The organism is Aquipuribacter sp. SD81, assembly GCF_037153975.1.
Taxonomy (GTDB): domain Bacteria; phylum Actinomycetota; class Actinomycetes; order Actinomycetales; family JBBAYJ01; genus Aquipuribacter.
In genome coordinates, this window is sequence record NZ_JBBAYJ010000006.1 from 127,772 (window position 1) to 147,061 (window position 19,290).

The following is a 19,290-nucleotide window of genomic DNA, read 5'->3' on the forward strand; positions in this document are numbered from 1 at the left end:
CCAGGTGTCGGTCAGGGTCGTGAGGGTGGCTGTCCGGTGGTGGGGCGCCGGGCGTCCCGGCGCCCCACCCGGGTGGCTCAGACGCCGGCGCGGGCGAAGAGCGTGGAGGGGCGGATGTAGTTCCACCAGGTGACGGCCACGCAGACGACGTAGAAGCCGAGGAAGCCGATGAAGGCCGCCGTCACCCCGCCGGTGGCGAGGTAGGACTCGGCCAGCCCGCGCGGGATGAACACGCCGCCGAAGGCGCCGACCGCGGAGATGAGGCCGATGGCCGCGGCCGCGTCGCGACGGGTGCGCGCCCGGACCTGCTCGGCGGTCTCGCCGCGCTCGTTGGCCCTCTCCTCGGCCTCGGCGCGGAAGATGATCGGGATCATCCGGTAGGTCGAGCCGTTGGCCGCGCCGACGAGCACGAACAGGAGCAGGAAGCTCCACAGGAAGCCGGTGAAGGAGTCGGCGGCGAGCGAGGCGAGGATGAGCCCGATCGCGACCGCCTGCAGGACGAAGGTCGACAACGTGACGCGGGCGCCGCCGAGCCGGTCGGCGACGAGCCCTCCCACCGGCCGGGAGACGGAGCCGACGAGCGCGCCGAGGAAGGCGTAGCTGGCGAGCGTGACGTCCGGGAACTCGTTCCTGATCAGCAGCGGGAAGGCCGCCGAGAAGCCGATGAAGGAGCCGAAGGTGCCGATGTAGAGGAAGCTCATGATGCCGGTCTGCTTGCGCGTGGCGGCGGCGGCCTGCGCCCGGAAGTTGAACCGGGCGGTGCCGAGGTTGTTCATGAAGAAGTACGCGCCGAGCGCGGCGACGATCGCCAGCGGCACCCACATGAGGGCGGCGTTCTGCAGGAAGAGGGCCTGCCCCGCCTCGGTGGTGCCGACCGCACCGCCGACCACGGCGACGCCCGCGAGCAGCACGACCTTGGGCACGAAGTACTGCACGACCGCGACGCCGATGTTGCCTCCCGCGGCGTTCAGGCCGAGCGCCCAGCCCTTCTCCCGGTCGGGGAAGAAGTGGCTGATGCTCGCCATCGAGCTGGCGAAGTTGCCGCCGCCCAGGCCGAGCGTCGCGGCGACGAGGAGCCAGTAGCCGTAGGCGGTGACGGGGGCGACGACGCCGACCGTGAAGAGCGTGAGCGGGATCAGCAGCAGCAGGGCGCTGACGACCGTCCAGTTGCGGCCGCCGAAGAGCGCCGGCATGAACGTGTACGGCACACGCAGCGCGGCGCCGACGAGCCCGGCGGTCGAGACGAGCCAGAACAGCTGGTCGGTGGAGAAGTCGAACCCCGCGGCCGGCAGGAAGGTCACGCTGATGCTCATGAGCAGCCAGACGCTGAACCCGATGTTCTCGGCGAGGATCGACCACACGAGGTTGCGCCGGGCGACCGGCTTCCCCGCGGGGGAGTTCCACAGCTCTCGGTCCTCGGCGTCGTAGTCGTCGATCCAGCGGCGGCCGAACCGGACGACCGGGCCGGAGCCCGCGGCCGTCGTCGTGGTGGGGGGCGCTGTGCGGGTGCGGTCGGTGGTGGCGGTCATCGTCGTGCTCCTCGCAGGTGTGGGCGACGTGGTCCGTCCGGCTGGGGCGGGCGGCGGGCCACCGGGCCGGGTGCGGTGGGCGAGACGCTAGGAACGGCCGGTTTCGCCTTCACTCACCGCACGTGACACCTGGGGCACTGACAGTTCACACCGCCGGATGTGAGATGTGAGCACTCGCCCGCGACAGGCCGCCGTCGAGGCAGGCCCCGCGGTAGCGGTCGAGGAGGACCTCCACGAGCTCCGGGGCGTCGGCGAGCGGCTCGGCGACCGCGACCGCGCCGGCCTCGAGCGCGCCGGTCCGGGCGCGGCCGGGCAGGAAGCCCGGGCCGAGGAACAACGAGCCGACGACGACGCGTGCGTCCCGGCCGCACTCGGCCCGTAGCGCAGCGACGGCCTCGCCCGGTGTCGGCTCGGCGGCGGAGGCGAAGGCGGCGACCGCGGGCACGCCGTGACGCAGACCCCAGGCCCGGGCGAGGTCGGCGAGGCCCGCCCGGGCCGACGCCGAGCTCGTCCCGGCGCTCGCGAGCACGAGCGCGTCGGCGGGACCGCGGCCCAGCTCGCGGAGGCGGCGGTCGAGGGCGTCGAGCACGAGCGGGTGGTCGGCGAGGGGGCCGAGGGTGCGCACGGCGAGCCCGTACCGCACGGCGCGGCACCGCCCGAGCACCTCGGGCAGGTCGACGCTCACGTGGTAGGCGGGGGTGAAGAGCAGCGGCTGGACCAGGGCGGAGCGGTGCCCGGCGACCGCGAGGGCGTCGAGGGCCTCGTCCGGGCGGGGTCCGGCGTGGTCCAGCTGCGCGACGACGACCGAGGTGCCCGGCAGCCGGTCCCGCAGCGTCGCCGCGATGCGCTCGTTGACCTCGCGGGACCGCGGCTCACGGCTGCCGTGCGCCACGAGCACCAGTGCGGGCGGGGCGGCGGGCGGGCTCGGTGCGAGCTGCTCGGCGAGCCCGACGACAGCCCCGACCACCACGATGCCGGGTGGTCGCACGCCGACGGCCCGCGCCTGCGACGGCAGCGTCCCGAGCGTGCCGACGACCCTCCGCTGCCGGGGGCCGAAGCCGTCCTCGCACACGGCCGCCGGGGTGGCAGCGGGCCACCCCCGTGCCACGAGCCGCGCACACGTCTCCGCCAGGGTCGTGATGCCCATCAGCAGCACGAGCGTGCCCTCGGTGGGGAGGTGGTCGAGGTCGGTGGCGTCGTGCGCCGAGGCGACGGTGAAGCCGCGGGACACGCCCCGGTGGGTGACGGGGATGCCGAGCGCCGCCGGCACGGACACCGCGCTGGTCACCCCCGGCACGACGGCGACCTCGACGCCGGCGTCCAGGCAGGCGAGCGCCTCCTCGCCACCGCGCCCCAGCACGAAGGGGTCGCCGCCCTTGAGCCGCACCACCCGGCGGCCCGCCCGGGCGTACTCCACGAGCAGCCGGTTGATCTCCACCTGGGGGACGGGGTGGTGCCCGGCGGTCTTGCCGACGTCGACGACGACGACGTCCTCGTCCAGCTCGGCGAGCAGCGAGGTGGGCGCCAGCTGGTCGTGGACGACGACGTCGGCCGCCGCGAGCAGCTGCCGGCCCCGGGTCGTCAGGAGCCCCGGGTCGCCGGGCCCCCCACCGACCAGGTCCACCCGGCCGGGACCGCCGCGGCGCCGTCGCAGGGGCAGGCGACCGGACGCGAGCCCGTCCGCGACGGCCCGGGCGAGGCGTCCCGCCCTGGCCGGGTCGCCGCCCGCGCCGGGCACGGTGTGGACCGCCACCGTGACCCCCAGCGACGGGTCGTCGGGTGCTCGGGTCCGGACCACGGCGGGGGTGCGCGCCGAGCCCCGTGACGCGTCCGCCGCGTCGACGCAGAAGACGCGCCTCGCGTGGGCGTCCGCCGCGACCCTGGCGTCGGTGCTCGGGTCGCCGGTGGCGGTGTGCACCAGCCACGCCCCGTCGAGGTCCTCCGAGCGGTACCCGCGGGGGACCCAGGCGGCCCGACCGGCGCGGGTGTGTTCGAGCACGTCCTCGCACAGGGCCGGCGCCACGACGCGCGCACGGGCGCCGGCGGCCACGAGAGCCGAGAGCCGTCGGGCGGTGACGGGGCCGCCGCCGACGAGGACGACGTCGCGCCCGCGCAGGTCGAGCACGATCGGCAGCCCCTCGGTCCCGTCGACGGCGTGGGTGCTGTGCGTGGTCGGCATCACGGCCTCCCGAGGACGACGGGCGGGCGCGGCGGTCGCCACGGCTCGTCCCGAGACCCCGCACGCTAGGGCGCACCGACGCCCACAGAGCCCGGTGTCAGGCCTATTTCACCGAGCCGTAACGGGGCCGCCGGTACATGCGTCGCCCGCAGGCCCGCCCCTCAGCCCGGCAGGTGGGCCTGCGAGGTGTCGACGCTCGGCAGCTGCAGCCGCGGCGCGCGCCCGGCCGTCCGCCACTCCTCGATCGGCCAGCGCGCCTTGCGCGCCTCGCGGAACAGCGTGACGTCGGGGCTCACGACGGTCGGCCTGCCGACGGCCTGCAGCATCGGCAGGTCGGAGTGGCTGTCGGCGTAGCCGTACGCCTTCGACAGGTCGGCACCCACCTGGCCCGCGTAGCGGCGCAGCCACGCCGCGCGGGCCTCGCCGACCAGCGGCGGCCGCTTGAGGAAGCCGGTGCACCGGCCGCGGGCGTCGACGTCGAGCTCGGCGGACACGATGACGTCGAACAGCGGCGCGAGCGGCCGCGTGATCGGCGTGACGGCGCCCGTGATGAGGACGGTTCGGTGCCCGGCCGCGCGGTGCTCCCGCACCCGCCGGATCGCCGCGCCGCTCACGCGCTCGAGCACGTGCGGGGCGAGCGTCTCGTCGACGAGCTCCTCGAGCGCCCGCAGGTCCGCGCCCGCGTAGCGGCGGTACGCGCTGCGGATGAGGGCACCGCGGTCGCGCCGCTCGGCGCGCAGGTACAGCGGCAGGCGCGCGGCCACGGCGGCGAGCTCCTTCGCGCGCCCGGCCGGCGACAGCTCCGGCAGGCGGACCCACAGGTACGTCTCGATGATGTTGCTGCTCAGCAGCGTGCCGTCCATGTCGAACACCGCGAGCACCGGGGGCGCGTCGGTGTCGACCGGCTCGGCGGGGTCGCGCGGCGCGACGACGCGCGGGGCCGGCCCGCCCTGCCGGTTGCGCTTCTTGCGGATGACGTCGTAGTCGCGGACCGCCTTGGTGACCGCCGGGCAGTGGACGTCGACGAGGTAGTGCTGCCAGTCGACGACGGCGGTGTCGAAGCCGAACACCTCCTTGTCGGCCTCGTCGAGCGCCTCGTGCATCGCGAGCATCCGGTCGTCGACGAAGTACAGCTCGACCTGCGTGTACGCGCGGTACAGGTCCATGTAGCGGCGCAGGAAGTCGAGGCGGCGCTTCTGGGTGTCGAGCGACCGCGCCCAGCCGCGCACCCGGTCGCTGCGCGGCGCGAGCGACAGCGCGCCCTCGGCGACCGCGTACGCGCGCTCACCCGTCGCGAGCGCCCGCTCGACGATCCGCGCGCCCGGGAAGCGCCACTCCGCCAGGCGCACCGCACCGCGGGCGTCCATGTCGAAGGGGTGCCGCGCGAAGTACTCCCGCACGTGCGCGTACAGCTCGCGGAACGTCAGCGGGTTGCGCGCGCCCGAGGCGAGGTGGACGTAGGCGGGCTGGCCGACCGGCGGCGGGGTCGCGGCGACCGCGATGATCGAGTTCACGACGAGGTCGATCGGCACGATGTCCATGACCGAGTCCGGCGCGGCCGGCAGCTCGGGCAGCTCGCCGCGGCCGTACGCGAGGATGATCGGGTCGGCCATCTTGAAGCCCTCGATCCAGCCCGGGTGGGGCGTGGTGAGGGCCGACTCGATGATGCTCGGGCGGTAGACGGTCGTCGGCAGGACGGGCGCCGCGACCTCCTCCACGACGCGCTCGCCGAGCGCCTTCGTCATCGTGTAGACGTCGGTCCAGCCGAGCGTGCGGGCGCGCTCGCCGCCGGCGGCCTTCTGCTGCTCGGTGACCCACTCGGTGCGGCGGCGCTCGGCGTCGGCGGCGACGGTGAGCGGCCCTGCGCGGTTGTGGTCCTTCTCCGCCCTCGTGAAGAGCCGGTTGAGGACGGCGGGGGTGCGGGAGGTGTCCTCGATGCGGGCCGCGACCCGCTCGGCCGCGGCCTGCTCGGCGCGCCAGTCGACGGAGTGCTCGACCGAGGTCTCCATGACGGGCCCGCGCCGGCGCCCGCCGACGTAGGCGGTGGAGACGTGGACGTAGTGCAGGGGCCGGTACGTGCCGTCCTCGCCCCGCGCGGCCTCGACGACCCGGTCGACCAGGCCCTTGACGCCGCTCACGTTGGTCTGGAACGCCGTCTGGATCGGCGGGTCGAAGCTGACGTCGCCCGCGCAGTGAACGACGACGTCGAGGTCGCGCGGCAGCGCGGGCACGTCGTACAGGTCGCCGCTGAGGGTCTCCAGGCGCGCCTTGACCGCGTCGTCGACCTCGGCGTAGATCGGCTTCTGCAGGAGCTTCGCGACGCGGTCCTCGGCGGGCTGGCCGGCCTTGGGCCGCACCATGGCGACGACCGTGCAGTCCGGGACGGCGACGAGCAGCTTGTGCAGCAGGGCCTCGCCGACGAAGCCCGTCACCCCCGTGAGGAGGATCCGCTTCCCTGCGAGACGGTCGGCCAGGCGCATCCCGGCATCCAACCACCTGCACCGGACCAGCCCCTGAGGCAGCCGCCCGCCGCCCGATCAGGGCGTGGGAGGATCGCCGCGCAGCGTGACGCGGGGCACACCGCCCCGCCGTCGCGCCGGAGCACCCGACCCGCACCCCACCCCCACGAGGAGCGTCGCGATGCCCATCGCCACCCCCGAGTCCTACGCCGAGATGCTGAACCGCGCGAAGGACGGCGCGTTCGCCTACCCCGCCATCAACGTCACGAGCTCGCAGACCCTCAACGCCGCGATCCGCGGCTTCGCCGAGGCCGAGTCCGACGGCATCGTCCAGGTGTCCACCGGCGGCGCGGAGTACCTGTCCGGCCCGACGGTCAAGGACATGGTGATCGGTGCGACCGCGCTCGCGCAGTACGCGCACGAGGTCGCCCGCGCCTACGACGTGCAGATCGCCCTGCACACCGACCACTGCCCCAAGGACAAGCTCGACGGCTTCGTCCGGCCGCTGCTCGCGGCGAGCAAGGACCGCGTGTCCAAGGGCATGGGTCCGCTGTTCCAGTCCCACATGTGGGACGGCTCCGCGGTGCCGCTGGACGAGAACCTCCAGATCGCCGAGCAGCTGCTCGCCGACTGCGCCGAGGCGAAGGTCGTCCTCGAGATCGAGGTCGGCGTCGTCGGCGGCGAGGAGGACGGCGTCGACAACGAGATCAACGACAAGCTCTACACGACCACCGACGACGCGATCGCCATGGTCGACGCGCTCGGCACGGGCGAGAAGGGCGTCTACATGGCCGCCCTCACCTTCGGCAACGTGCACGGCGTCTACAAGCCGGGCAACGTCAAGCTCCGCCCGGAGATCCTCAAGCAGGCGCAGGACGCCATCGCCCAGAAGCTCGGGCAGTCCGCCGGCAGCAAGCCCGCGCTGCTCGTGTTCCACGGCGGCTCGGGTTCGCTGCCGGAGGAGATCAGCGAGGCCGTCGACTACGGCGTCGTCAAGATGAACATCGACACCGACACCCAGTACGCGTTCACGCGCCCGGTCGTCGAGCACATGTTCACGAACTACTCCGGCGTCCTCAAGATCGACGGCGAGGTCGGCAACAAGAAGATGTACGACCCCCGCGCCTGGGGCAAGGCCGCCGAGACCGGCCTCGCGGAGCGCGTCGTCGAGGCGTGCCAGGCGCTGCGCAGCGCGGGCACCCGCATCCGCTGACGCAGGCCGGCGCGGCCGCTCGGCAGCTCGACGCGGCGGGGAGGCTCCGGCCTCCCCGCCGCCTCACTCGGGGGCGGCGTCCGTACCGGTCGCGGAGGCGTCCTCACCGCCGCGGCGCACGTCGAGCAGCGACGAGATGCGCGTGGTGTCGATGAGGAACTGCACGACGTCGGGCGGCTCGATGAGCACGATCCGCCGAGGTGCGCGCGAGGCGAGCCGCGCGAGGAACGCGACGCCCGTGGAGTCCATGAAGGTGACGAGGTGGGCGTCGACCTCGACCGGCCGCGTCGTGGACAGCGCGTCCTCCGCGGCCTCGAGCAGGTCCGGTCCGAGCTCGGCGTCGATCTCGCCGGTCAGCACGACGCGCGTCGCGTCCGGCTCGAAGAGCACGTGGACCGACCCCGGGTCGACCGGTCGCACCGTCGGCCCGAGCGCGCCACCGCGGTCCGTGCCGCCCGACGGGCCACCGGGCGCGGACGTCGCGCCGGTCTCGTGGTCCGGTGTCATCGGCAGTTCCCTCGCTGTCGTCCCCGGCGGTCACGCAGGCGGCTCGTACCGCGCGTTGCGCGCACGCTAGCAAGACGGGGAGACTGCCGGGGGTCCGGGCGCCGACCGGGCGCCAGGGGTGACGACGGGACCACGCGGAGCCGTGGTGTGCCTCCCCTGCTCGGACGAGGACAAGGAGCCGGCGTGGCCCTGAACCACCTGCCGCGCGTCATGCACGAGGCGGACGCCGCAGTGGTCGTCGTCGACCTCGACACCAGCCGGGTCGAGTACGCGAACCTCAAGGCCGTCGCCATGGCCGGCAACCACCCGCTGCCCCTCGGCGTCGACGAGTGGGGCCGCCTCGCGGGCCTCGTCGACCCCAGCGGGCAGGACCTCGCCGCGACCGACGGTCCGCTGTCCCGGGTGGCGCGGGGCGAGCCCGTCGCGGGCGAGCTCATCCGGCGGGAGTCGGCGCGGGCCTCCGACGCCGCGGGCGACGAGCAGGACCGGCAGACCGAGGCCGCCGGTGGGGTCGCCGTCGACGACGTCGTCGGGCCGATCTGGGTGACGGGCTTCCCCCTCGGCGCCGAGCTCGGCAACCGGGCCCTGCTCGTGTTCATGCGGCTCACCGGCAACTCCAGGGCCAGCGCCCGTGACGAGCAGGACGCCGTCGACCGGGCGGCCGAGGAGGCGCGCCACCAGGCCGCGGCCATCCGGGACCGCGCCGTCATCGCCACCGACCTGTCCTTCACCATCTCCGACCCCGCCCAGCCGGACAACCCGCTCGTGTGGGTGAACCCCGCGTTCGCGCGCACCACCGGGTACGACGCCGACGACGTCCTCGGCCTCAACTGCCGCTTCCTCCAGGGGCCGGACACCGACCGCGAGGCCGTCGGGCGCATCCGGTCGGCCCTGGAGGCGGGCGAGCCGATCGTCGAGACGCTCCTCAACTACCGCAAGGACGGCACGGCGTTCTGGAACCAGGTGTCGATCAGCCCCGTGCTCGACGCGGACGGGAAGGTCGTCAACTTCGTCGGCGTCCAGGCCGACGTCACCGAGCGCGTGCTCGTGCAGGAGCAGCGCGAGGAGGCCCTCGCCGCCGAGAAGCGCGCCCGTGCGGGCCTCGTGCTGCTGGACCGGGTGAGCGACGCCGTCATCGAGCTGGACTCGACCGCCTCGCTCACCCGGCTGGCGCGCGTCCTCACCGAGACCATCGCGCCGTGGGCGGCCGTGCTGCAGCTGGACCGCAGCGCCGAGGTCGTCGCCGCGTCCGGACCCGGGCTGCCCGAGCTCGTCGGCGCCCAGCGCCGGGTCGGTCCGCCGCCGGACGACGTCGCCGTGGAGGACCCGCTGCGCGGTGTCCTCGAGGGCTCCGTCGAGGAGGTCGTCGTCGACCTCGGGCGGCCGTACCGCACCGGCTCGGTGACGGGGTGGTACGCCGAGACCGTGGCCGGCCGGGTGGGCGGCCGGTACGTCGCGCTGCCGCTCGCGGGACGCGGGCCCGTCATCGCGGTGCTGCTCGTGGGCCTCGGGGGCGGCGACGACGACGAGCTCGCCGCGGCGCTCACCGCGGACGAGGACCAGCGCAAGCTCATCCGCGTCGCGGCCCGCCGCACGGGCCTCGCGCTGGAGAACGCGCGCCTGTACGCCCGCGAGCACTCCCTCGCCGAGACCCTGCAGCGGTCCATGCTGCCGGAGCGCTCGAGCATCCCCGGGCTCGACGTGTGGGCGCACTACCGGCCGAACGTCGACCACGCGCAGGTCGGCGGCGACTGGTTCGACCTGCTGCCCATCGCCGACGACATCGCCGGGGTCGTGGTCGGCGACGTGGTCGGCCACGACGTCGAGGCGGCCGCGACCATGGGCCAGCTGCGCTCGGTCGTGCGGTCCTACGCCTACGAGCTGGAGGACCCCGGCAGCGTCCTCATGCGCGTCGACCACCTCGCCAGCGGCATGGGCATGGCCCGCATGGCGACGGTCGTGCTCATGTCGCTGCACCGCCGCGACGACGGCGAGTGGGACCTGTCGTGGTCCTCCGCCGGGCACCTGCCGCCGCTGCTGTGCACCCCCACCGGCCAGGGCGGGTACCGCGTGCAGCCGCTGGACGACGCGGTCGGCACCCTCATCGGCCTGCTCGACGGCCCGCGGCAGTCCGAGACGGTGCGGCTGCGGCCGGGCGACGTCGTGGTCGCCTACACCGACGGCCTCATCGAGCGCCGCTCGCGCCCCATGTCGGCGGGTCTCGCCCGCCTGCAGGAGGTCCTCGTGGGTACGAAGGAGCGGTCCGCGGAGGGGGTGGGCGAGCACCTGCTCGCCGAGCTCGGCGACTCCCCGGAGGACGACACCGCCGTCGTCGTGATCCGCGTGCCGCACGAGGTCACCGAGCTGCCCCCGCCCCGGGCCGCGGCGCCGCGCCAGCGGCGCTGGCAGCTGCCGAGCGACCCCAGCAGCGTCGGCAAGGCCCGCCACGCCACGCTGCGCGCGTGCGCGATGTGGGGCGTCCCCCGCGCCGAGGTCGCCGAGGTCGTCGTGTCCGAGCTCGTCGCCAACGCCGTCCTGCACGGCTGGGGGGTCGTGCAGCTGCGGCTGTTCGACACCGGCACCGGCCTGCGCGTGGAGGTGGAGGACGGCAACCCGGAGCCGCCCCGGCTCGTGCCCGCGCGACCGCTCGGCGAGGGCGGTCACGGCCTGCACGTCGTCACCGAGGTCGCCCGCTGGGGCTGGTCCCCGACCCGCAGCGGAAAGCTCGTGTGGGCGCAGCTGCCCTTCGACGAGACCCTCGCCGGCGCCCGGCACGGGCGCATCGGGGCCGATGAGGGGACCCACCCCGCCGACGACCCCGCCGACGACACCACCCTGGAGGAACGCACGTGAGCACCCCGCCCGGCCGTCCCGCGCACGACCTGCTCGGCGGCCCCGCCCCCACCTACCTGCCCGCCGAGCTCCACGAGCCGGCGGAGGGCGAGCTCGGCCGCGGCCGGCCCGTCGCCTCCGTCGCCGCCGCGCACCCCGCCTCGAGCCTCGCGTGGGCCGTGCTCGCCGAGGGCGAGCTCGCCGCGGCGGACGAGGCGCGCGCGGCCGGACGGGACGAGGAGCGGCTCGCCCACGCCGTCGCGGCGTACGCCTACGCCCGCACCGGCTACCACCGCGGCCTGGACGCGCTGCGCCGCTCGGGGTGGAAGGGCCGCGGCCCGGTGCCGTGGGAGCACGCACCGAACCGCGGCTACCTGCGCAGCGTGCGCGCGCTGGCCGGGGCGGCCGAGCACGTGGGCGAGGCCGAGGAGGTCGCCCGCCTGCGCGACCTGCTCCTCGACGGCGACCCGTCGCTCGCCTGAGCCCGCCTCCGGGCCCCGGTGCGTCCCGGCGAGCTGCGACGGGTCGGGGGGCTGAGGGGCCGCGCGCCTACGGCGGCGCGGCCCCCGGCGGTCCCGGACCCCTTCGGGACCACCCGCCGGCCACCTCGCAGCGCACCGGCGCGCGCCCAGTGTGACGTGCCGCCGCCCCGGCGTGAAGCCGACTCCCTCATCGTGACCGGAGTGTCGTGGTTCCCCCCCGGTCGGGCCGCACCTGCGACCCGGTCGCAACCTCGCCGCGCCCGGGGTGCCGTCGCGGCCGGGCGCCCACAGACTGTGCGGCGTGGCCCTGGCTGACACCTCCGGCACCGTCCTCGTCGTCGGGGCCGGGATCTCCGGCATCGCGTGCGCCCGGCGCCTGCGCGACGCGGGCGTCCCGGTCCGGGTCGTGGACCGGGGCCACCGGCTCGGGGGCCGCATGGGCGCACGCACCGTCGACACCGTCGTCGGTCGCCACGTCGTCGACACCGGCGCGTCGTACCTGACGGTGCGCGACGACGGCTTCCGCGCCGTCGTCGACGACTGGCACGGGCGCGGCCTCGCCCGGCCGTGGACCGACACCTTCCACCTGTCCGACGGCACCCGGCTCGTGGGGACGAAGGTCGGCCCGGTGCGGTGGGCGGGCCGGGACGGGCTGCGCGGCCTCGTCGAGGACCTCGCGGCCGGCCTCGACGTCGTCCACCCGCACGACGTCGTCGACGTGGTGCCGGAGCCCGACGGCGTCCGCGTGGACGGCCAGCGCTACCGGGCCGCCGTGCTCGCGGTGCCCGACCCCCAGGCGCGCGACCTGCTCCCGGCGGAGCACGCCGACGCGCTGCTGGGGGAGGGCACGTGGGACTGGCGCCCCTCCGTGGCGGTGTACGCGGCCTGGACCGAGCGCTGGTGGCCCGACCTTGACGGGGTGTTCGTCGAGGGCTCCGCGGTGCTCGACTGGGTCGCGGACGACGGGCGGCGCCGCGGCGACGACGCGCCCGTGCTCGTCGCGCACACGACCGGCGTGCTCGCGGCACGCTGCCTCGACGACCCGCCCTCGGCCGTGCAGCCCGTGCTCGACGAGCTGGGCCGCGTGCTCGGCCGGGTCGCGCCCGTGCCGGAGCCGGAGTGGGCGCGCGCCCACCGCTGGTCGCTCGCGAGCCCGTCGCGCTCGCGGCCCGCGCCGCCGTTCGCGCTCGACGCGGCCGGCGTCGTCGGGGTGTGCGGCGACGCGTGGGGCGACCGCTCCCGCGTGGAGGCTGCGTGGCTGTCCGGGCACCGCCTCGGCGACGAGCTCGCCGAGCGGCTCGCGGCCTGAGCGCCCGCTCCGCCGGGCCGCGTCCGGCGCCTGCACTACCCTCGACCCGGCGCGGCGGGGGTCGTCGCGGACCGCACGAGCGAACGACGACGGAAGGACCCACCGGATGCCGGGCATCGTCCTGATCGGTGCCCAGTGGGGCGACGAGGGCAAGGGCAAGGCCACCGACGCGCTCGGTTCGCGCGTCGACTACGTCGTGAAGTTCAACGGTGGCAACAACGCCGGGCACACCGTCGTGGTCGGCGACGAGAAGTACGCCCTGCACCTGCTGCCCTCGGGCATCCTCAGCCCGGGTGTCGTGCCCGTCATCGCCAACGGCGTCGTGGTCGACCCCGAGGTCCTCTTCACCGAGATCGACGGGCTCGAGGCGCGCGGGGTCGACACCTCGCGCCTGCTCGTGTCGAGCAACGCCCACGTCATCACCACGTACCACCGCACGCTGGACAAGGTGACGGAGCGCTTCCTCGGCAAGCAGCGCATCGGCACGACCGGCCGCGGCATCGGGCCCGCGTACGCCGACAAGATCAACCGGGTCGGCATCCGCGTGCAGGACCTCTTCGACGAGAAGATCCTCCGCCAGAAGATCGAGGGCGCGCTGGAGCAGAAGAACCACCTGCTGCTCAAGGTGTACAACCGCCGCGCCTTCGAGGTCGAGGAGGTCGCGGACTCCCTGCTCGAGCACGCCGACCGGCTGCGCCCGTACGTCGCCGACACCGCGCTGGAGCTCGGGCGCGCCCTCGACGCCGGGCGCACCGTGCTCTTCGAGGGCGGGCAGGCCACCCTGCTCGACGTCGACCACGGCACCTACCCCTTCGTCACGTCGTCCAACGCGACGGCGGGCGGCGCGTGCACCGGCAGCGGCATCGGCCCCACCCGCGTGGACCGCGTCGTCGCCGTCGTCAAGGCGTACACGACGCGCGTGGGCGAGGGACCGTTCCCCACCGAGCTCTTCGACGCGGACGGCGAGCGCCTGCGCGAGGTGGGCGGGGAGTACGGGACGACGACGGGTCGCCCGCGGCGCTGCGGCTGGTACGACGCCGTCATCGCCCGCTACGCCGCCCGCGTCAACGGCGTCACCGACTTCGTCCTCACGAAGCTCGACACCCTCACGGGCTTCGAGCGGGTGCCGGTGTGCGTCGCCTACGACGTCGACGGCGTCCGCCACGACGAGATGCCCGCCTCCCAGACCGACTTCCACCACGCGACACCGGTCTACGAGCACCTCGAGGGCTGGCAGGAGGACATCAGCGGCGTCCGCGACTTCGCCGACCTGCCGCCCGCGGCGCAGCGCTACGTGCTGGCGCTGGAGGAGATGAGCGGGGCGCGGATGAGCGCCATCGGCGTCGGCCCCGGCCGTGAGGAGACCGTCGTCCGGCACGACCTGCTGGGCTGAGCGCGTCGGTCGCGCGCGGCCATCGGGCGGACGGCCTCCGGATTGTCGGTAGCGAGGCTAACTGTTACGCTCGCTAACTAGTGCGTACCGACCTCTCCACCCACGCCCCCGCCGGCGCCCCCGCCGGTCCCCGCCGCCGCAGCGGCCCCGTCCGCCGTGGCGGGCGGCCCGCGACCGGGTTCTTCTCCCGGCTCGGCGTCCGCGAGCTCGTCCTGCTCGGCGTCATCACGGCGGCCGGACCGCTGACGATCGACCTCTACCTGCCCGCGTACCCGACGCTGGCCGAGGAGTTCGGCGTCGCCGAGACGCAGATCCAGCTCACGCTCACCGCGTGCGTGCTCGGCCTCGCGCTCGGACAGCTCGTCATCGGCCCGGTCGCGGACCGGGTCGGCCGGCGGCTGCCCGTCGTGGTCGGACTGGCCGGGTGGGGTGTCTCGTCGCTGCTCGTGGCGCTCGCGCCGACGCTCGAGCTCATGACCGTCGGCCGCTTCGTCCAGGGCTTCGTCGTGTCGGCGGGCATGGTCACCGCGCGCGCCGTGCTGCGCGACCTGTCCGACGGGCAGGACCTCGCCCGCGCCTTCGCGCGGCTGTTCCTCGTGGTCGGCGCGGTGCCGATGGTCGCGCCCTTCCTCGGCTCGCTCGTCCTGGAGGTCACGAGCTGGCGGGGCGTCTTCGTCGTGCTCGCCGTCGTGGGCCTCGTGCTCGCGTGCGTCACCTTCATGCTGCTGCCGGAGACGCTGCCCGCCTCGGAGCGGCGGCCGGTCCCCGTCCGCTCGCTCGGGCGCGAGTACGGCCGGCTGCTGGTCGACCGGGACTTCATAGCGCCCGCGCTCGTCGCCGCGCTCGCGTTCTCCGGGCTGTTCGTCTACATCAACGGCTCGTCCTTCGTGCTGCAGGAGGAGTACGGCCTCTCGCAGCTGTCGTACGGCCTCGTGTTCGCCCTCGTGACGGTGTCGCTCATCACCGGCAGCCAGATGTCGAGCTGGCTCGTGGCCCGCCTCGGGCTGCTGACGGTGCTGCGCAGCGCGCCGGTCATCGGTGCCGTCACCATCGGCGGCGTCGCGATCGCGGCCGCCAGCACGGGCCTGCCGCCGCTGCCGGTCCTCATCGCCGGGCTCGTCGTCGCCATGGGCGTGGTCGGCATGGCGATGCCGGCGGCCTCGGCCCACGTGCTGAGCGGTCAGCCGCCCGCGCGGGCCGGGCTGGCCTCGGGCCTGGTCGGCGTCATCCAGTTCGCGGCCGGCGGCGCCATCAGCCCGCTCGCCTCGGCCTTCGGCACCGTCACGCCCACGACCATGACGGCCCTCATGGCCGTGCTGTTCGCCGCCTCCGCCGGCATGGCGGTGCTCGTGCGGGAGCCCGACCGCGACCCGGCGGACGCGCTCAGCGCCTGACCCTGTACCTCGTCCCGCCCGGTCGCCACCAGGGCTGCGGTGCAGGGGTGGTGGCGCGACGTGGCCGTCGTCAGGGGCGCAGCAGCACCTTGACGGACTCGCGCTCGTCCATGCGCCGGTAGGCCTCGGGCGCCTGCTCGAGCGGGAGCTCGGTGTCGAAGACCGCGCCCGGTCGCAGCGAGCCGTCGAGCACCCTCGGCAGCAGCGTGGGCAGGTACGCCCGCACCGAGGCGACCCCGCCCGCGAGCCCGACGTTGCGGCCGAACATCTGCCGCACCGGCACCTCGACGCCGTGCGGCACCCCGACGAAGCCGACGGTCGAGCCGGGCCGGGCCACCGCGAAGGCCGTCGTCATCGCCTGCGCGGTGCCGACGCACTCGAGCACCGCGTCGGCGCCGACGCCGTCGGTGAGGTCGAGCACCGCCTGCTCGCCGGCCTCGCCACGCTCCTCGACGACGTCGGTCGCGCCGAAGCCCCGGGCCAGGGCCTGCCGGTCGGCGTGCCGGCTCATCGCCACGATGCGGGCGGCGCCCTGCTCCCGGGCGGCGAGCACCCCGCACAGTCCGACGGCGCCGTCGCCGACCACGACGACGGTCGCACCCTCGCGGACGCCCGCGGCCCGGGCCGCGTGCCAGCCGGTGCCCATGACGTCGCTGCACGCGAGCAGGTCCCGGAGCACGTCGTCCGGCGGCGGCGCGTCGGCGGAGAACCCGTCGACGGCCACGAGGGTGCCGTCGGCCTGCGGCACGCGCACGAGCTCGGCCTGGCAGCCGTTCACCCCGCCGCCCACGACGCACGAGGTCTGCACGCCGGCCCGGCAGTGCGCGCAGCGCCCGCACGAGTACGTGAACGGCGACACGACGACCTGGCCGACCCGCACGTCGCGCACGTCGGCGCCGACGGCCTCGACGACCCCGACGTGCTCGTGGCCGATCGGCCGCGGCCGCTCGACGGGGCTCTCGCCCCGGTAGGGCCACAGGTCGGAGCCGCACACGCACGCGGCGAGCACGCGGACGACGGCGTCGGTCGGCCCCTCGACCTCGGCGTCGGGCCGGGTCTCGGAGCGGACGTCGCGGGCGGAGTGGATGACGGTGGCACGCACGCGGCGACCGTACGGCCCTACCGCTAGCCTCGCTCCTCGTGCGCGTCCTCGTCCTCGGGTCCGGTGCCAGGGAGCACGCGATCGTCCGGTCTCTGCTGGCGGAGGACGGCGTCGAGCACGTCGTGGCCGCGCCGGGCAACCCCGGCATCGCCGCGGCCGGCGCGGAGTGCCGCGACCACGACCTCGCCGACATCGCCGGCGTCGCCGAGCTCGCGGTCGGCGTGCAGGCGGACCTCGTCGTCGTCGGACCCGAGGCCCCGCTCGTCGCGGGTGTCGCCGACGCCGTCCGGGCCGCCGGCATCCCGTGCTTCGGGCCCTCGGCGCCGGCCGCGCGGCTCGAGGCGAGCAAGGCCTTCGCGAAGGAGGTCATGGCCGCCGCGGGCGTCGCGACCGCGCGTCCGGTCGTGTGCGACGACCTCGGCGCGGTCGAGGCGGCGCTCGACGAGCTCGGCACGCCGCACGTGGTCAAGGACGACGGGCTGGCGGGCGGCAAGGGCGTCGTCGTCACCGACGACCGCGAGACCGCGCTGCGCCACGCGCGCGCGTGCCTGTCGCAGCCGCGCGGGCGGGTGGTCGTCGAGGAGTACCTCGACGGCCCCGAGGTCTCGGTGTTCTGCGTGTGCGACGGCCGCGACGTCGTCGCGCTCGCGCCGGCGCAGGACTTCAAGCGGCTGCGTGACGGCGGTCTCGGTCCCAACACGGGCGGCATGGGCGCCTACTCGCCGCTGCCGTGGCTGCTCGACGGCTTCGTCGAGGAGGTCGTGGAGACCGTCGCGCGACCCGTGCTCGTGGAGATGGACCGCCGCGGCACCCCGTTCACGGGGATCCTCTACTGCGGCCTCGCGCTCACCGACGCCGGCGTGCGGGTGGTGGAGTTCAACGTGCGTCTCGGTGACCCCGAGGCGCAGGTCGTGCTCGCCCGGCTCCGCACCCCGCTGGCCCCGCTGCTCCTCGCCGCCGCCCAGGGTCGGCTCGCGGAGCACGTGAGGGTGCTCGGCGGCCTCGTGGAGTCCGCGGACGCCGCGGTCGGCGTCGTCGTCGCCGCGCCCGGGTACCCCGAGCAGCCGCGCACGGGAGACGCCGTCCTCGGACTGGAGGACGTCGCCGCCGTGCCGGGGGCGCACGTGCTGCACGCGGGCACCGCGCTCGACGACGACGGCCACGTCCGGACCGCGGGCGGGCGCGTGCTCACCGTGGTCGGCACGGGTCCGGACGTCGCGACCGCCCGCGAGCGCGCGTACGAGGCCGTGGAGAAGGTGCACGTCCCCGGCGGTCAGCTGCGCCTCGACGTCGCCGCCGGGGTCTGACCTACCGCTCGGCCCCGACCGACCGGCGCACGAACGCCTTGAGGTCGGCGCACTGCTGCAGCCGCGACGGCTCGTGCAGGTACATCATGTGCCCGCTCTCGTAGTACGCCGTCTCCACCCGGTCCAGCGCCTCGCGCGGCACCCGCAGCTGCGCGACGGTGTCCTCGGCGGCCGCGAACGGGGTCGCGCCGTCGTAGTAGCCGCACGCCACGTGCACCCGCAGGTGCGGGTTGCGGCGCAGGAGCGCCCCCAGGTCCTCCGCGACGCTCACCGCGCGGCCCTCGAACTCCTTGTAGCTCCAGGGGTGCACGAGCTCGCTCAGCACCTTGTACGGCAGGTCGTTGCGGTAGCCGAGCTCGGTGGCGGCGTAGTGCAGGTAGGCCGCGGTGTACGGCCCGCCCGTCGCGGTGATGAACGGGTCGACGCTCGGCCGCTCGTGCACGGCGTCGTCCTCGGTGCCGACGAAGCGGCCGTCGAGCCGACCGACCACCTTCTTCTCGTGCCGGAGCAGCTCGGCGTAGAAGCGCTGGTGCTCCACCCGCAGCCCCGCCCGGTCGAGGTAGTCCTCGCTGAGCCCGGTGAGCTCCGCGGCGCGGGCGACCACGCGGGCGCGCTCGTCGTCGGCGAGACGGGACCCGGCGGCCAGTGCGGCGGCGTACGGCCCGCGCGCGAACTCGGCCGCGGCCGCCACGTGCTCGCGCAGCGGCACGCCCCGGCCGGCGACCCCGTGGTAGTGCCCCAGGGCGGCGTACGTCGGTAGGAACGCCACGTACGGCCGGTCGTCGCCGTGGTGGAAGCGGATGGTCCCCATGTCGAGCACCATGCTGATGAGCGCGATGCCGTTGACGGCCATGTGGTGGCGCTGCTGCAGGTGCGAGGCGACGGCGACCGCGCGCAGCGTCCCGTAGGACTCCCCGGCGAGCAGCTTCGGCGACAGCCAGCGGTCGTTGCGCGTGGTCCACAGCCGGATGACCTCGGCGACGGACTCGACGTCGCCGGTGAAGCCGTGGAACTCCTTCGCGTCCCGGCCGGAGCGCACGCGCGAGAAGCCCGTCGACACCGGGTCGACGAACACGAGGTCGGTCTCGGCGAGCAGCGTCTGCGGGTTGTCGGCGAGGCGGCCGGGCGGCGGGGCGAGGTCCGGCGCGTCCCCCAGCAGCACGCGGCGGGGGCCGAGCACGCCCAGGTGCAGCCACACGCTCGAGGCGCCGGGCCCGCCGTTGAACACGAACGTCACCGGCCGGGCGGTGTCGGGGAGGCCGGCGTCGTCGAGCACCTCGTAGCTCGTCACGCCGATCTCGGCGACGGCCGTGTGCCCCTCGAAGCCCTTCTCACCCGTCGTCTCCCGGCGCAGCACGAGCCGGCCCGCCCGCGCGCGGTAGCGCAGCGGGCCGTCCTCCGCCTGCAGCGTGTGCTCGGTCGTCGTGAGCGTGTCCTTCGGCTCCTCGGCCAGGACGGTCGTCGCCTCCTGCCCGTCGCGACCCGTGGCCGGCTCCCGCTGCTCGTCCTGCGTCCCGCCCGTCGGGCCCTGCTCGTCGCCGCCCGCGTCCCCGACCCGGCCGTCCGCCGTCTGCTCGCTCACCC

Annotated in this window: 13 protein-coding genes; 7 read left to right on the plus strand and 6 right to left on the minus strand. The window is 75.3% G+C overall.

Annotated features, from left to right (window positions below):
- Nucleotides 1–77: 77 nt before the first annotated feature.
- From WAA21_RS05395 to WAA21_RS05405, 3 genes are all read right to left on the minus strand, one after another.
- Complete coding sequence (locus tag WAA21_RS05395) at nt 78–1,529, minus strand: MFS transporter (RefSeq protein ID WP_336921741.1); 1,452 nt, start codon at nt 1,527–1,529, stop codon at nt 78–80.
- 145 nt (nt 1,530–1,674) lie between these two features.
- Nucleotides 1,675–3,708 carry a uroporphyrinogen-III C-methyltransferase gene (cobA, locus tag WAA21_RS05400; RefSeq protein ID WP_336921742.1) on the minus strand — a complete coding sequence of 678 codons (2,034 nt, stop codon included), beginning with the start codon at nt 3,706–3,708 and terminating at the stop codon, nt 1,675–1,677.
- 161 nt (nt 3,709–3,869) lie between these two features.
- Nucleotides 3,870–6,188 carry an HAD-IB family hydrolase gene (locus tag WAA21_RS05405; RefSeq protein ID WP_336921743.1) on the minus strand — a complete coding sequence of 773 codons (2,319 nt, stop codon included), beginning with the start codon at nt 6,186–6,188 and terminating at the stop codon, nt 3,870–3,872.
- Nucleotides 6,189–6,348: 160 nt separating this feature from the next.
- Here WAA21_RS05405 and fbaA point away from each other — a divergent pair, with 160 nt between their 5' ends.
- Entirely contained in the window at nt 6,349–7,380 is a 1,032-nt protein-coding gene (gene fbaA, locus WAA21_RS05410) for a class II fructose-bisphosphate aldolase (protein WP_336921744.1), read from the plus strand.
- 63 nt (nt 7,381–7,443) lie between these two features.
- On the opposite strand, the gene WAA21_RS05415 is transcribed toward fbaA, so the two are convergent.
- The gene (locus WAA21_RS05415) at nt 7,444–7,887 is read right to left on the minus strand and encodes an STAS domain-containing protein (RefSeq protein ID WP_336921745.1); all 444 of its coding nucleotides are present in this window, start codon (nt 7,885–7,887) and stop codon (nt 7,444–7,446) included.
- Nucleotides 7,888–8,070: 183 nt separating this feature from the next.
- Between WAA21_RS05415 and WAA21_RS05420 the strand changes: the two genes are divergently transcribed.
- The 5 genes from WAA21_RS05420 to WAA21_RS05440 all read left to right on the plus strand — a co-directional run bounded on the left by WAA21_RS05420 (nt 8,071) and on the right by WAA21_RS05440 (nt 15,297).
- Nucleotides 8,071–10,740, plus strand: coding sequence for a SpoIIE family protein phosphatase (locus WAA21_RS05420; RefSeq protein WP_336921746.1), 2,670 nt, complete (start codon nt 8,071–8,073; stop codon nt 10,738–10,740).
- Entirely contained in the window at nt 10,737–11,201 is a 465-nt protein-coding gene (locus WAA21_RS05425) for a DUF3151 domain-containing protein (RefSeq protein WP_336921747.1), read from the plus strand. The genes WAA21_RS05420 and WAA21_RS05425 overlap by 4 nt, the downstream gene beginning before the upstream one ends.
- 301 nt (nt 11,202–11,502) lie before the next feature.
- Nucleotides 11,503–12,510, plus strand: coding sequence for an NAD(P)/FAD-dependent oxidoreductase (locus WAA21_RS05430; protein WP_336921748.1), 1,008 nt, complete (start codon nt 11,503–11,505; stop codon nt 12,508–12,510).
- A 106-nt stretch (nt 12,511–12,616) separates the two neighbouring features.
- Nucleotides 12,617–13,903 (plus strand): adenylosuccinate synthase, encoded by a 1,287-nt coding sequence (locus WAA21_RS05435; protein ID WP_336921749.1) that lies wholly within the window; start codon nt 12,617–12,619, stop codon nt 13,901–13,903.
- A gap of 80 nt (nt 13,904–13,983) precedes the next feature.
- Nucleotides 13,984–15,297, plus strand: coding sequence for a multidrug effflux MFS transporter (locus tag WAA21_RS05440; RefSeq protein ID WP_336921750.1), 1,314 nt, complete (start codon nt 13,984–13,986; stop codon nt 15,295–15,297).
- A gap of 70 nt (nt 15,298–15,367) precedes the next feature.
- Here WAA21_RS05440 and WAA21_RS05445 read toward each other — a convergent pair whose 3' ends face one another.
- A complete protein-coding gene (locus WAA21_RS05445; RefSeq protein ID WP_336921751.1) occupies nt 15,368–16,399 on the minus strand; it encodes a zinc-binding dehydrogenase in 1,032 nt (343 codons plus the stop codon).
- A 38-nt stretch (nt 16,400–16,437) separates the two neighbouring features.
- On the opposite strand from WAA21_RS05445, the gene purD reads away from it, so the two are divergent.
- The gene (gene purD / locus WAA21_RS05450) at nt 16,438–17,706 is read left to right on the plus strand and encodes a phosphoribosylamine--glycine ligase (RefSeq protein WP_336921752.1); all 1,269 of its coding nucleotides are present in this window, start codon (nt 16,438–16,440) and stop codon (nt 17,704–17,706) included.
- Nucleotide 17,707: 1 nt separating this feature from the next.
- On the opposite strand, the gene WAA21_RS05455 is transcribed toward purD, so the two are convergent.
- A complete protein-coding gene (locus WAA21_RS05455) occupies nt 17,708–19,288 on the minus strand; it encodes a S10 family peptidase (protein ID WP_336921753.1) in 1,581 nt (526 codons plus the stop codon).
- Nucleotides 19,289–19,290 lie beyond the last annotated feature (2 nt).

What these genes read in the sequence shown, in the direction of transcription:
- fbaA (WP_336921744.1), top strand. Translation starts at nt 6,349, where the DNA reads ATGCCCATCGCCACCCCCGAGTCCTACGCCGAGATGCTGAACCGCGCG.
- WAA21_RS05395 (WP_336921741.1), bottom strand. Translation starts at nt 1,529, where the DNA reads ATGACCGCCACCACCGACCGCACCCGCACAGCGCCCCCCACCACGACG.
- cobA (WP_336921742.1), bottom strand. Translation starts at nt 3,708, where the DNA reads ATGCCGACCACGCACAGCACCCACGCCGTCGACGGGACCGAGGGGCTG.
- WAA21_RS05415 (WP_336921745.1), bottom strand. Translation starts at nt 7,887, where the DNA reads ATGACACCGGACCACGAGACCGGCGCGACGTCCGCGCCCGGTGGCCCG.
- WAA21_RS05435 (WP_336921749.1), top strand. Translation starts at nt 12,617, where the DNA reads ATGCCGGGCATCGTCCTGATCGGTGCCCAGTGGGGCGACGAGGGCAAG.
- WAA21_RS05405 (WP_336921743.1), bottom strand. Translation starts at nt 6,188, where the DNA reads ATGCGCCTGGCCGACCGTCTCGCAGGGAAGCGGATCCTCCTCACGGGG.